The following is a 12,987-nucleotide window of genomic DNA, read 5'->3' as shown; positions in this document are numbered from 1 at the left end:
GTAGGACCGGGTCCGCCGTGTTGAGGAAGATGCGCAGTATGTCCACACATCCCGAAAAGGGACTGTTCACCAGGAATCCGTGGCCGGTCGTCCTCCTCATCGGCCTGGGCGCCGCCGCGTACACCGCCTGGGTGCTGGAGGTCGTCCTCTCGACCGGCCTGAACCCCATCGAGACGTACGTCAGCGAGCTGGCCGCCCAGGACCAGCCGCTCGGCGGGCTCTTCCGGGCCACCGACTTCACCGCCGGCCTGCTCGCCTTCGCGGGCGGCCTGCTGGGGCTCGCCTGGCTGCTGCGGGGCGGCGGATCCCGGCTCCCCTGGTCGGTCGTCGGCTGGGCCGGCGTCACCCTCTTCGGTGCGGCCACCGCCGCCGACGCCTGGCTCCCGCTCAGCTGCACGCCGACCGTGGACCCCGTGTGCGCAGCGCGGGAGACCGCCGGCCTGGTCCCGGCCACCCATCAGGCGCATGCCGTCAGCAGCAGCCTCGCCATGACCGGCGCCCTCGTCGGGATAGTGGCCCTCACCTTCGCCGCCCGCCGCTACCGCCGCCTCGCCCCGCTCGCCCGCTACGGACCCGCCCTGGTGGCGCTGGAGCTGCTGGCCACCGTCTGGACCCTGTCCGCCATCGCGCTGTTCACCGCCGGGCGCGGGACCTGGGCGCTCGGGGCCGGGCAGCGGCTGCAGGTGTTGTTCGTGGCGCTCTGGCTGGGCCTGCTCGCGTACTCCGTCCACAAGGAGCGGCGCACGTGACGACCGGCCGTTTCGTACGGGTGGACGGGGCGGACGGGGTTCCGCTGCACGTCGTCGTCGAGGGGAGCGGGCCGCCCGTGGTGCTGAGCGCCGGGCTCGCGATGGCCTGGTTCGACTGGGACCCCGTCTCCGCGCTGCTCGTCGCGCAGGGCCGTACGGTGGTCCGCTTCGACCGCCCCGGGCACGGGCTGAGCGGCCCCGCCACCGCCCCGCCGACCGCCGCCGGGGAGGCCCGCCGGATCGCCGGGCTGCTGGATGCGCTCGGCCTGGCCGGCCCCGTCACCGTCGCCGGGCACTCGATCGCCGGGTTCCACGCCGAGGCCTTCGCCCGCCTGTACCCCGAGCGCACCGCAGCCCTGGTCCTGGTCGACACCAGCATCGAGGAAGATCCCCGTACGGTGCTGCCCGCCGGGCTGCGCACCGGCGCCGCGCGCGTGCTCGGCCGGGCCCTGACCGCCGCCGGGCTGCCCGCCGCGCTGGGTCCGCTCGCGCGGCGCGCCGCCGTACGGGCCTCCCGCACCGGCGGCTCCGATCCGGCTGCGCGGGACCTCGTACGCCGCGTCTACCGCACCGGCCGGGTCTGGCGGGGCGCCCTGCTGGAGAACGCCCGTTACCTCGACACCGCCGCCGAGGTGCTCGCGCTGCGGACCGGGCGCCCGCCGGCCGTGCCCGTCACCGTCCTCGCCGGGTACGACGGCTCGGCGGGCCGGGGTGCCCTGCGGTGGTGCGAGCGCCAGGCGGAGCTGGCCGACCGGCTCGGCGCCCGCTTCGTGGTCGCCGAGCCCGCGGGGCACCTGGTCATGCCGGACCGCCCGGGCGAGGTGGCGCGGGCGGTCCTGGACGCGGGGGTGCGGAAATCGGGTCAGCGCTTCGCGTAGACCTTCTCCATGAAGCCCGCCAGCTGCTCCTCGGAGAGGTGCTGGGCCAGGTCGGCCTCGCTGATCATGCCGACCAGCTTCTTGTTCCTGATGACCGGCAGGCGCTTGATCTGGTGGTTCTCCATCTCCTCCAGGACGTCGGTGACGTCCGCGCCCGCGTCGATCCAGCGCGGGGTGCCCTGGGCCATGTCACCGCAGGTGACCTTCGCCGGGTCGTGCCCCTTGGCCACGCAGTTCACGACGATGTCGCGGTCGGTGAGGATGCCGCACAGCCGCTCGTCGGCGTCGCTGATGGGCAGGGCGCCCACATTGAGCCGGGCCATCAGCTGGGCGGCCCGGTCGAGGGTCTCGGTGGCGGGGATCCACTGGGCCCCGGGGTGCATGATGTCTGCGGCGGTCGTCATCGCTGAAACCTCCCTGAACGCCGTTCACAGCCGCTCGCGGACGCGCTCGGCCGCGGCGCTCCCCCACGCGGCGGAGCACACGCCCGTACGGGTGAGAGGACGCCTCTCACCACCGTACGAGCGTGTCCCGTCACCCGCGCGGCGCAGCCCCGCGCTGCTTCAGCATGTCCGCCATGAGGGTGAGCTCCGACTGCTGCGCCTCGACCATGCCCTGGGCCAGCGCCCGCTCGGCGGGGGTCTCGCACTGCGCCGCGCAGCCCCGGGCCATCGCGACGCCGCCCTTGTGGTGGTCGGTCATCAGCTGGAGGTAGAGCACCTCCGCGTCCCGGCCCTCGGCGGCGCCGAGCTGCGAGAGCTCCTCCTTGGTGGCCATGCCGGGCATGAGCGCGCCGGGCTTGGCGGTGGCGCCGCCCATGTCGTGCCCGGCCATGTCGGACCCGCCCATGTCGTGCCCCGCCATGTCGTGTCCGGCGTGCTGATCCGCCGACCCCATCCAGGACATCGGCGGCTCGTCGGCCACCACCTTCGGCAGCCCCCACAGGTCCAGCCAGCCCAGCAGCATGCCGCGCTGGTTGGCCTGGGTGTTGGCGATGTCGTACGCGAGGGAGCGCACCGGCTCGTCCTTGGTGCGGTCCCGCACGATGAACGACATCTCCACCGCCTGCTGGTGGTGCACGGCCATGTCCCGGGCGAAACCCGCGTCCGGCGAGTAGAGGCCAGGCGCGCGGGACGACGTACGGGAGCCGTCTCCGTCGCCCCCGCTCGCGGAGGCGACCGTGGCCGCCACCGCGAACAGGAGCGCGAGCAGGACGGCCGTCCCGGCCGCCCAGTACGTACGGGTCACTTCTCGGCCAGCCCGTTGGTGCAGGCGGCGCCGGGCTCGGGGGTCTGCGGGCCCTGCACGTACTTGGTGAAGAACTGCGCGACCCGGGGGTCGTCCGCCTTGTCCACCGTCAGCTGCTTGCCCCAGGCGCTCAGCATGATCGTGCCGGCCTGCTCCTTGACCGGGCTCATCAGCGTGTACGGGGTCTTGGCCACCGTCCCGGCGAGCGCGTCGACGTCGCCCTTGGCGGCCTTCTCGTTGTACGTCACCCAGACCGCGCCGTGCTCCAGCGAGTGGACGGCGTTGACCTCGGGGACCGCGTTCTTGTAGACGTCGCCGTTGCAGTTCATCCAGCGCGGGTTGTGGTCGCCGCCGACCGGCGGGTTCATCGGGTACTTCACCGGGGTTTCGACGTGGTTGCGGCCCAGCGTCTTCGCGTCCCAGGTCTGCTCGCCGTTCACGGGGGCCTTGGCGGCCACCACCGCGGCGTCCTTCTTCTCCTTCTTGTCGATCAACACCCATGCGCCGAATCCGATGAGCGCGGCGGCGACGGCCACGGAGGCGGTGATCGCGAGGGCCGCGTTGCGCCGGTCGCGGGAGCGTTCGGCGCGGCGCATCTCGGCTATGCGCGCCTGGCGGGAGCTGTTGTCGGGAGAGGTGCTGCTGGCCATGTGCCCTGAATCCTTCTGCTGAGGGGGGTGGAGGGATGGATCCGGTGGAGCGCGGTACGGCGCCCGGACCGGTCAGGTCCGCAGCACTTGGAGGGCATGGAGGTCGGGGGCGCGCGCGAGCGTCCCGTGCGGCCGGGCCGGCCCGCCGTCGGCGGCGCGCGCGACGGGATCCGGGGCGGAGCCCGGCACGGTCACGGCGGGCGGCGGGGCGGGCAGCACGCCGGGGGCCACGTGCGAGAAGGGGGAGCAGCCGGGCGGTTCGTCGGGAGCCACGCAGACGGCGCGCGCCGTCTGCGTGGCCGGGGTGATGGCGGCCCCGGTGGCCCCGGCGCTCGCGGCGTTCCCGGCATGCGGCTCGCCCGGCCGTACGCACAGGAACAGGGCTCCGAACAGCACGGAGAGGGCGACCACGATGACGGCACGCCGACGTACACGGCGCCCGATGCGCCCGCGTCGTATGTGCTCCCGGCCCCCCATGGGCGCAGATGGTAATGCTCATGACGGCCCCGAGGTCAGTGCGGGGGTGCCACGAGCTTTCAAGGGTGCGTAATGTGGCGGAAACCGCGGCTGGCGATACTGGGCCCGCCCGACCGTGCCCACACACCCTCGGGGGAGTGGTGCACAGGCCGTCTGAACTGCGAGGATGAAGGCATGGACAAGCAGCAGGAATTCGTCCTCCGGACGCTCGAGGAGCGCGACATCCGGTTCGTGCGCCTGTGGTTCACCGACGTACTGGGCTTCCTGAAGTCCGTCGCGGTCGCCCCGGCCGAGCTGGAGCAGGCCTTCGACGAGGGCATCGGCTTCGACGGCTCGGCCATCGAGGGCTTCGCCCGGGTCTACGAGTCCGACATGATCGCCAAGCCGGACCCCAGCACGTTCCAGATACTGCCGTGGCGCGCGGAGGCCCCCGGGACCGCCCGGATGTTCTGCGACATCCTGATGCCGGACGGCTCCCCCTCCTTCGCGGACCCGCGCTTCGTCCTCAAGCGCATCCTGAACAAGACCTCCGACCTGGGCTTCACCTTCTACACCCACCCGGAGATCGAGTTCTTCCTGCTGAAGGACAAGCCGCTGGACGGGACCCGCCCGGTGCCGGCGGACAACTCCGGCTACTTCGACCACACTCCGCAGAACGTCGGCATGGACTTCCGCCGCCAGGCGATCACCATGCTCGAATCCATGGGCATCTCGGTCGAGTTCAGCCACCACGAGGGCGCCCCGGGCCAGCAGGAGATCGACCTCCGCTACGCCGACGCCCTCTCGACGGCCGACAACATCATGACGTTCCGCCTGGTGATGAAGCAGGTCGCGCTGGAGCAGGGCGTCCAGGCCACCTTCATGCCCAAGCCGTTCTCGGAGTACCCCGGCTCGGGCATGCACACCCACCTCTCCCTCTTCGAGGGGGACCGCAACGCCTTCTACGAGTCGGGAGCCGAGTACCAGCTCTCCAAGGTCGGCCGCTCCTTCATCGCGGGCCTGCTGCGCCACGCCGCGGAGACGGCGGCGGTGACGAACCAGTGGGTGAACTCCTACAAGCGCATCTGGGGCGGCTCCTCCCGCACGGCCGGCTCCGGTGGCGAGGCCCCCTCGTACATCTGCTGGGGCCACAACAACCGCTCGGCCCTGATCCGCGTCCCGATGTACAAGCCGGGCAAGACGGGCTCCTCCCGCATCGAGGTCCGCTCGATCGACTCGGGCGCCAACCCGTACCTGACGTACGCCGTCCTCCTCGCGGCCGGCCTCAAGGGCATCGAGGAGGGCTACGAACTCCCGGCGGGCGCCGACGACGACGTCTGGGCCCTCTCCGACGCCGAACGCCGCGCGATGGGCATCGAACCCCTCCCCCAGAACCTCGGCGAGGCCATCTCCCTGATGGAACGCAGCGAACTGGTCGCCGAAACCCTGGGCGAGCACGTCTTCGACTTCTTCCTGCGCAACAAGAAGCAGGAGTGGGAGGAGTACCGCTCGGAGGTCACGGCCTTCGAACTCCGCAAGAACCTCCCGGTCCTCTGACCGCAGGTAAGCGCCACTGCCAGAATTCTCTGATACGCCGGGCCGACGGTCATCGACCGCCGGCCCGGAGCCGTCTCACTGGCCTTGTGCCGTCCGTGGGCCGTCGGACGCAGAATCCGAGCCCTCATACGCCCCATCCAGACACCGAGGTGTAGAAGGGGTCGGGGCGTTGGTCAGGTGGTGGGTGGCCAGGGTTGGTGGGCGAGGTGGCGTTGCAGGTCAAGGTGGCGGAACTGGTAAACCGCCCCCACCTGCCGCAGCACACCACGATGCTCATGTGCATCCTGAAGGAACGACATCAAATTCCAAGGAACTCGGCGTCGCAATGCCAAGTAGGCCTTGGCTATCACCCAGCCGCCCCATGCTGTCTGCTCAAGCCCGACAGCAAACCCGGCCAGGAGTCCGAACCCACCGCCCGTGATCCCGAAGAAGAGCCCGACCAGGGGCTCACCGGCGAGCCCGGCCGCGAGTCCGAACCCGCCGCCCACGAACCCGCCCACGAACCCGATCACGAGGAAGGTACGGCGATCCTGAGCGAGCAGGGTCGCGGGTCCAGTCATGGTGGTCAGGTTGGGCTCTTCTCCCCTGAGCCCGGCCACGAGCCCGACTATGAGCCCGAACGCGAGCCCGACCACGAGCCCGAGCCCGAGCCCGTCCGCGAGCCCGAGGCCGGCCAGGAGTCCGAGCGCGAGCCCGACCGCGAGCCCGGCCGAAAGCCCGGCAACAAGCTGCCCCCCGAGCTTGCGGGGTGACCAGCGCTGACGTGTACCTGGGGTGCTCAAGCGCGTGGACCGGAGCCCGAACGCAAGCCCGGCCACGAGCCCGACCATGAGCCAGAACCCCATCCCGGCCACTCGCCCCGCCCCGCCGGCCACGAACAGCCCGAACATGACCGCGGTCACGATCCCTACCACAAGCTGCCCGGCAAGCTTGCCGGGTGACCAGCGTAGCCGTGTACCTGGGGCGCCTGAGGGCGTGGACCGGAGTCCGGCAACGAGTCCGACCATGAGTCCGAACCCGAGCCCGAACACAATCGCAAAAACGAGCCCCGTCACGAGTCCGAACCCGATCCCGGCCGCGAGCCCGGCCACGAGTCCGAACCCGATCCCGGCGGCGAGCCCACCCACGAGTCCGAACCGGATCCCGGCCACGAGCTGCCCGCCGAGTTCGCGGGTTGACCAGCGCAGCCGCGTACTTGGGGTGCCCGCGCGTGTGGACATGAGTCCGAACGTGATTCCGAACGCGAGCCCGGCTGCGAGGCCGAGTCCCAGCCCGAACACCAGCCCGAACGCGAGCCCCGTCACGAGTCCGAACCCGAGCCCGGCTACGAGCTGCCTCCCGAGTTCGCGGGGTGACCAGCGCAGCCGCGTACTCGGGGTGCCCGAGGGTGTGGACCTGAGCCCGACCATGAGTCCGAACACGAGCCCGGCCGCGAGGCCGCTCACGAGCCCACCCACGAGAAAGACCACGAGCCCGAACACCAGGCGGCGGACGTGTGCGGGAAGGGCGTAAGGAAGCTCCCACCAGGCCAGGTTGGGGCTGCCGTCGCGGTGGTTCTCCAGGTGCCGGGCGAGGAAGACCAGGGAGTGGTGGGCTTGGGGGATGGTCCAGCGGGACAGGCGCGAGTGGTGAAGAGCGTAGGCGGCGGGGATGTAGGCGTTGAACAGGTGGGCATTGAGGGCGGCCCGGTTGGGGAAGGCCGCTGTGTTGCAGAGCTCGTTCGGGTGGGGAATGACGCCGGACCTGGCTGCGGTGTCGGGGCGGGGGTTGTAGATGGTGCGAGCCAGGAAGAGGCCCAAGGGGGTGCTGAGAGCTTGTCCGACGGGGGTGTCGACGCTCAACTGGGTGGCCACATCGTTCCAGCGCTCAGCAGCGGATGTGCCCTCGCCGCCGGCATCGTGACGAAGGTAGGAAGCCGCTTGGTCGGCAGTGAGCGGTAGGAGTTGAATGCCGGCAGCTCCGTTGAGCCGCACCATGGCATCCGGTTGGGTGAGGACGTCCCGGTAGGCGGCAACACGGCTGGCCACCACCAAAGGCTGCTTGGCAGGCAAGGCCCGGTTGAAGGCATCGAGGGCTATCGCGTGCAGGGCGGGGGGAAGTTCATCGAAACCGTCAAGGAGCGGCAGGATCATCCGGGCATCCAGCAGGGCCTGGGCCAAGTCGACCTGGGCGGCCCCGGCAGCAGCCGGCGGGACCAGGGCGCGGAGCCCGGCATGGTCGCGTCGCAACTGCTCGGCCAGCCAGTCCTGCATGGGCTGGTGGGCGGGGTCCCAGGAGGCGAGGGAGAACAGCACCGGCACCGGGCCGCCGCCCGTCCGCCGCGCGATCAGGTCCTGAAGCAGGCGGATGAGCAGCATGGTCTTGCCAGAGCCGGGCAGGCCCAGGACCACCAGGCGACGAGTTGGCACCCGCTGGGCAAACACCTCGCCGATCTGCCCATCGGCGCCTGCCAGTCCCGAAGCGTCCGTAGGCCACTGGGTGGGATCCCCTGGCGGCCCCCCGGGCCAGGCCCGAGCCACGTCAGTCAGCAAAGCCCACGGCTCGACCAGGTCCGCATCGGCGGCGCGCCAAGCGACGGGTAGCGGATAGGGATCGTTTAGACGGCGGATGGCGGCTTCGTTGTCCCACTGATTCTTGATCACTTGCGTGAGCTGGTCGGCGACCGCTTTCAGGTCCACAAGGGGGAGGGCTTCGAGCCGGTCGTGCTGGAAAGCCTTCCAGGCCAAGTAGGCGGGCGCCAGTGTGGGGAGCAACGTGGCCGCTGTCGTGGCACTGCCTAACTCAAAGTGCCAAGCCAGCACCAGTGCCCCGCCCACCCCCAGCACCAGCACGAGCAAGAACAGCACGCCAACGTGCTTCGGCCCCCGGCCGCGTCCCCCAGCTCTCACAGTCAGTCATCATGCCGTTACTTGGCTGGTTTTGTCGCCTATTCGTGGACAGGTGAAGCACAACACCAGACCTGAAGTCTCCTGACGGGGCGGGGCCGTTGGCGTGCCGGCGGGGGTTACTTGCGGGGGACCGCCCGGTGCCAGGGGGTGTGGGGGGTGGGGGTGTTGGGTGGGGCCGTGGTGATGTGGAGTTCGGCGTCCAGGCCCAGGACCGTCGTCGTCGCGCCCGCCGGTTCGAGGACGCCGGCCGGGGCGCCCGCGTAGAGCATCTGCGACTCCGTCCACGCCGGCGGGCCGCCGAGGCCCGTCGCGGCGACCGTGCCCGTGTCCGCGCGCCCCGACAGGAGGCGGCCCGCGACGCCGACCGCGCCGTAGCCCGCCCGGCCGCCGGCCTCCGAGACGCTGGAGACCTGCGGCTTGGCGGCGCCCGCCGTGACCAGGGCCGTACGGACGACCCCCGAGTCGGGGCGCCGGAAGTAGAGCCGCACGCCCGCGCCCTCCGGAGCCGCCGACAGCGGGACCGTGGTGGCCGGCAGGCCCGTCGGGAACGGCCCCTGGAGCGGGGCGCCCGGGGCGGGCTGGGTCCAGGCCAGCACGGACTTGGTGGTCGTGGCGTACACCTGGCGCCGCCCGGCGGCGTCGACCGACGTCACCGGGTCGCTCTGCAGGTCCTCGCCGCCCAGGTGCTGCCAGGCGCCGAAGACGCCGTCCGGCTGCTGCTCGCGGGCGCGCAGGGTGCGGCGGGAGTCGCGGACGTAGACGGTCAGCCGGCCGTCCGCGGCCACGGACGCCGCGGGCGCGCTGATCGAGGAGGTGCCCTCGTCGTCGGCGCCCTCGGGCGTGCCGAGCGACTGCCACGGCCCGAACGGGCCGTCGGGCGCGGACTGGACGGCGTACACGATCTCGCGCCGGTAGTCCGCGGGCCCCGGGCCCAGGACCGTACGGGTGGCGAGGACCGCGATGCGGCCGTCGGGGAGCCGGGCGGTGCTCGCGCCCGGGTCGATGCCGGTGCCGGGGAGCAGGTCGGGACCGGTCCAGGCGGCGGCCGAGCCGCCCGGGCCGCCCGTGCCCGGCCGGGTCCAGACGGCCATCTGCCCGTCCAGGGCCGCGAAGGCGTACAGCCGGCCGCCGGCCCCCGCCGCCAGCCAGGAGGTGTTGTCGGCGCGGGCGTAGCGCAGCGACTGGGCCCAGTTGCGGCCGGTGGGGCTGCTCGCCACCTTGCGGTCGCCGCACCCCGAGGGGCTGCCGCAGTAGTTCTGGTGGTCGAGCCAGGCGTACGTCTTGAGGAAGCCGATCTTCGTCTCGGCCGTCTGCGGGTCCAGCGCGTGCGGGAGGGTGCCGTTGTGATAGCCGAGGTAGTTCTGCACCGAGAACCGCGGGCGGTCCGTGACCTGGGCGGCGTACGCGGCGGTGGCGGCCTGCACGAAGCGGGCGCCGTACATGTGGTCCTGGTGGTCGGTGTACTTGCCGGTGTCTTGGTACCGGCCCGGCGTCGGGTCCTGCATGCGTATCGTCGTCGGCTTGTACAGCGCGAGCAGCCCGGCTATCGACTGGACCACCTGGTCCTTGGTGTACGTGGACTGCTGCTTGACCGGGGTCGCGGTGGTCAACTGGGCGCCGAGCGCGGGTATCTTGCCGTTCCACAGCCCGCGCAGGCTGTCCGGGTTCTCGGCGGTGGGGTTGCGGGCCTCGCGCATCTGCAGCCAGACCAGGTTGACCTGCGGCCGGGCGATGAGCACGTCGAGCTCGGCCTGGCCGCCGCCCGCCGTGGGTATGACCGTGCGCTTCCAGGCGCTGGTGCGGTCGCCGGTGACCATCTGGGCGTACGCGCAGCGGATGCCGTTCTGCCGGGCCTCGGCGTAGTGGGCGCGGTCGGCGGGCTGCTCCGGGTCCTTGGCGCCGGCCCCGTTGGCCTCGTTGCGGCCGTCGGCCTCGCCGGAGGTCAGGTACACGGTGGTGAGTTGGAGGCCGGCGGTCAGTGAGCGGCTGAGGTCCGGGTTCATGAAGAACAGGTCGTCGTCGGGGTGGGCGACGATCTGGACGACCGATCCGGAGGTGGTGCTCGCGGTCAGCGCGACGTCCGGGCTCTGCTCCTGGGTGGCGGTGGCCTCTGCCGACGTCTGCTGGCCGGTCGCGACGGCGAGCACGCCGGTGGCACCGACGGTGAGTACGGGAAGGAGGGCAGCGAGGAGGAAGCGGCGACGGGCAATCGGCATCGGTCACGCCTTGGGGTCGTTCCGGGCGGGAAGAACGGCAGTTCAGTCAGCTCATCCACTGAGAGGCCAAATCGCGGGACTTGGTTCACCGTTGTGACCGATCGCTCCTGTTTTCCGGAAAAGGCGTCCTGCCGGGAGCTGTCAGCGGCCGCCCGTGTTGCGCGGGCCCACCGGCAGCCAGGGCGCCAGGTGCGCGTCCGCCTCGTCCGCCGACGAGGTCACGTACAGCCGCGCGTCGAGCCCCACCACCGCCAGGCTGACCGTGTTCCTGCCGGTCATCGTGGACGACGGCGCCCCGACGAACATCAGCGGCGACCGCTCCCACGGCCGCCCGGGCCCCAGGCCCGCGCCCAGCAGCCCGCCCGCCGAGCGGCCGGCCAGCACGTGCCCGCTCGCCGTCACCGAGCCGAAGCCCTGGAGCCCGCCGAGGTCGGTGAGGTGGTTCACCTTCAGCCCGCCGTCGCCCGTCACCAGGGCGGTACGGACGTTGCCCGAGCCCGGCTTGCGGAACCACAGCCGCACCCCGCCCTCGCGCCCCTCCGCGGTGAGCGGGAGCGTCGTGTCCGGCAGCCCGGTGGGGGTGGCCGGCCCCAGCGGGGCGCCCGGCTTCGGCTGGGCCCAGCCCAGCACCGACTTGGAGGTCGCCGCGAACACCATGCGCCGCCCGGCGCCGTCGGTGGCGGCGACCGGGGTGCCGTGCAGGCCGGCGCCGCCGTACGGGGTCCACGGGCCCCAGCCGCCGTTCGCCGACTGCACCCGCCCGCGCAGGGAGCCCGCGCCGTCGCGTACGTACGCCGCCAACTGCCCCGTGCCGTCGACCGCGACGGCGGGGGCGCTGATGTCGGAGGTCCAGTTCTCGTCGGCGGTCTCGGGCGTGCCGAGCGACTGCCAGTCCCCGAACTCCTCGGTGCCCGGGCCCTTCTGGACGGCGTACACGACCTCGCGCCGGTAGTCCGCGGGCCGCGCGCCGAAGGAGGTGCGGGTGCCGAAGGCGGCGATCCGCCCGTCCGGCAGGGTGACGGTGGCCACGCCCGGGTCCATGCCGGTGCCGGGCAGCAGGCGCGGACCGCTCCAGGCGCCGATGGGGCCGGACCGGTGCCAGAGCGCGACCTGGCCGTCGAGCACCTTGAAGGCCCACAGGCCGTGCTCCTTGTCGGAGGTCAGCCAGGACGTGCCGGTGCCGCGGGCGTAGTTGACGGTCGAGGTCCAGCCGTTGCCGGCGGGGTGGTCGGCGACCTTGAGGTCTCCGCAGCCGGCGTCGCTGCCGCAGTGGTTCTGCTTGTCGAGCCAGGCGTAGGTGTCCAGGATGTCCAGCTTCTCCTTGGCTTCGTCCGGGTCCAGGGCGCTGGGCAGGGAGCCGTTGAAGTAGCCGACGTAGTTCTGCACCGCGAAGTGCGGGCGGTCCTTCGCGTCGACGTCCTTCGCGTACGCGGCGAGGGCGGCCTGTACGAAGCGGGCGCCGTAGAAGTGGTCCTGGTGGTCGGTGTACTTCTTGGTGTCCGGGAAGCGGCCGGGGGTGGGGTCCTGGGCGCGGACGGTGGTCGGCGCGTACTGCTCCAGGATGCCGACGAGGGTGCGGACGACCTGGTCCTTGGAGTACGAGAAGCGCTGCTTGACGGGGGTGCCGGAGGCGAGCTGGGCGCCGAGCGCGGATATCTTGCCGTCCCACAGGCCGTGCAGGCTGTCGGGGGCGCTGTCGTAGACGGTGCCGGCCTCGCGCAGCTGCAGCCAGACGAGGTTGACCTCGGGCTTGGCCACGAGGACGTCGACCTCGGCGTGGCCGCCGCCCTTGGTGGGGACGACGGTGCGCTTCCAGGCGCTGCCGCGGTCGCCGGTGGCCATCTTGGCGTAGGCGGCGCGGATGCCGTTCTGGCGGGCCTCGGCGTAGGCGGGCTTGTTGGCGGGGGTGGAGGCCTGCTTGCCTTCGGTGGCGTTGATGCCGTCCGCCTCGCCGGCGGTGAGGTAGACGGTGGTGACCGGGTGGCCGGCGGTTATGGAGTACCGCAGGTCCGGGTTCATGAAGTACAGGTCGTCGTCGGGGTGGGCGACGATCTGGAGCACCCGGCCGGGGTCGGGCGCGTCGACGGCGGCCGTGGGTACGGGGCCGTGGCGGTCGCCGATGCCGCTGAGGGCCTCGTTCCCGCGGAGTACGAACATGCAGGCCGCCGCGGCGGCGGCGACGCCGGCGACCCCCTTGACGACCCGGCCCCGAGCCCGCGCGCTCCGAGCGCCCCGACGCCCCTGGGCCTCGGCGGTACGCGCCCGCCGTGCGGCGCGGCGGCCGCCGGCCGCCCCCGGCCGGTCCGGCGGCGTGGGGTGTCCTTCGGGCATGCGCGTCCTTCGGG

At 72.2% G+C, this 12,987-nt stretch carries 10 protein-coding genes; 3 read left to right on the top strand and 7 right to left on the bottom strand.

The window, feature by feature from the left end; all coding sequences use genetic code 11:
- Positions 1–38: 38 nt before the first annotated feature.
- Both OG509_RS12240 and OG509_RS12235 read left to right on the top strand, forming a co-directional pair.
- The gene (locus OG509_RS12240) at positions 39–749 is read left to right on the top strand and encodes a DUF998 domain-containing protein (protein ID WP_406182430.1); all 711 of its coding nucleotides are present in this window, start codon (positions 39–41) and stop codon (positions 747–749) included.
- The gene (locus OG509_RS12235; RefSeq protein WP_406182429.1) at positions 746–1,627 is read left to right on the top strand and encodes an alpha/beta fold hydrolase; all 882 of its coding nucleotides are present in this window, start codon (positions 746–748) and stop codon (positions 1,625–1,627) included. Before OG509_RS12240 ends, OG509_RS12235 begins: the two co-directional genes overlap by 4 nt.
- On the opposite strand, the gene OG509_RS12230 is transcribed toward OG509_RS12235, so the two are convergent.
- From OG509_RS12230 to OG509_RS12215, 4 genes are all read right to left on the bottom strand, one after another.
- Positions 1,612–2,031: a CBS domain-containing protein gene (locus OG509_RS12230; protein WP_406182427.1), complete on the bottom strand. Its 420-nt coding sequence runs from the start codon at positions 2,029–2,031 to the stop codon at positions 1,612–1,614. The two genes, OG509_RS12235 and OG509_RS12230, sit on opposite strands and share 16 nt — an antisense overlap.
- Positions 2,032–2,161: 130 nt before the next feature.
- On the bottom strand, positions 2,162–2,875 hold the full coding sequence (locus OG509_RS12225; protein ID WP_406182425.1) for a DUF305 domain-containing protein: 714 nt from the start codon (positions 2,873–2,875) through the stop codon (positions 2,162–2,164).
- Entirely contained in the window at positions 2,872–3,525 is a 654-nt protein-coding gene (locus OG509_RS12220) for a DUF3105 domain-containing protein (protein ID WP_406182423.1), read from the bottom strand. Before OG509_RS12220 ends, OG509_RS12225 begins: the two co-directional genes overlap by 4 nt.
- A gap of 72 nt (positions 3,526–3,597) precedes the next feature.
- Complete coding sequence (locus tag OG509_RS12215; protein ID WP_406182422.1) at positions 3,598–4,002, bottom strand: hypothetical protein; 405 nt, start codon at positions 4,000–4,002, stop codon at positions 3,598–3,600.
- A gap of 174 nt (positions 4,003–4,176) precedes the next feature.
- On the opposite strand from OG509_RS12215, the gene OG509_RS12210 reads away from it, so the two are divergent.
- Positions 4,177–5,538, top strand: coding sequence for a glutamine synthetase family protein (locus OG509_RS12210; RefSeq protein WP_406182420.1), 1,362 nt, complete (start codon positions 4,177–4,179; stop codon positions 5,536–5,538).
- 173 nt (positions 5,539–5,711) lie between these two features.
- On the opposite strand, the gene OG509_RS12205 is transcribed toward OG509_RS12210, so the two are convergent.
- From OG509_RS12205 to OG509_RS12195, 3 genes are all read right to left on the bottom strand, one after another.
- Positions 5,712–8,384, bottom strand: a complete 2,673-nt coding sequence (locus OG509_RS12205) for an NACHT domain-containing protein (protein WP_406182418.1) — start codon at positions 8,382–8,384, stop codon at positions 5,712–5,714.
- Positions 8,385–8,542: 158 nt separating this feature from the next.
- The gene (locus tag OG509_RS12200) at positions 8,543–10,642 is read right to left on the bottom strand and encodes a PIG-L family deacetylase (RefSeq protein WP_406182416.1); all 2,100 of its coding nucleotides are present in this window, start codon (positions 10,640–10,642) and stop codon (positions 8,543–8,545) included.
- A gap of 141 nt (positions 10,643–10,783) precedes the next feature.
- On the bottom strand, positions 10,784–12,973 hold the full coding sequence (locus OG509_RS12195; protein WP_406182414.1) for a PIG-L family deacetylase: 2,190 nt from the start codon (positions 12,971–12,973) through the stop codon (positions 10,784–10,786).
- Positions 12,974–12,987 lie beyond the last annotated feature (14 nt).

It is taken from the genome of Streptomyces sp. NBC_01006 (assembly GCF_045162725.1).
Taxonomy (GTDB): domain Bacteria; phylum Actinomycetota; class Actinomycetes; order Streptomycetales; family Streptomycetaceae; genus Streptomyces.
This window is presented reverse-complemented; position numbering and strand designations above follow the sequence as displayed.

What these genes read in the sequence shown, in the direction of transcription:
- OG509_RS12240 (WP_406182430.1), top strand. Translation starts at nt 39, where the DNA reads ATGTCCACACATCCCGAAAAGGGACTGTTCACCAGGAATCCGTGGCCG.
- OG509_RS12230 (WP_406182427.1), bottom strand. Translation starts at nt 2,031, where the DNA reads ATGACGACCGCCGCAGACATCATGCACCCCGGGGCCCAGTGGATCCCC.
- OG509_RS12220 (WP_406182423.1), bottom strand. Translation starts at nt 3,525, where the DNA reads ATGGCCAGCAGCACCTCTCCCGACAACAGCTCCCGCCAGGCGCGCATA.
- OG509_RS12215 (WP_406182422.1), bottom strand. Translation starts at nt 4,002, where the DNA reads ATGGGGGGCCGGGAGCACATACGACGCGGGCGCATCGGGCGCCGTGTA.
- OG509_RS12210 (WP_406182420.1), top strand. Translation starts at nt 4,177, where the DNA reads ATGGACAAGCAGCAGGAATTCGTCCTCCGGACGCTCGAGGAGCGCGAC.
- OG509_RS12200 (WP_406182416.1), bottom strand. Translation starts at nt 10,642, where the DNA reads ATGCCGATTGCCCGTCGCCGCTTCCTCCTCGCTGCCCTCCTTCCCGTA.
- OG509_RS12195 (WP_406182414.1), bottom strand. Translation starts at nt 12,973, where the DNA reads ATGCCCGAAGGACACCCCACGCCGCCGGACCGGCCGGGGGCGGCCGGC.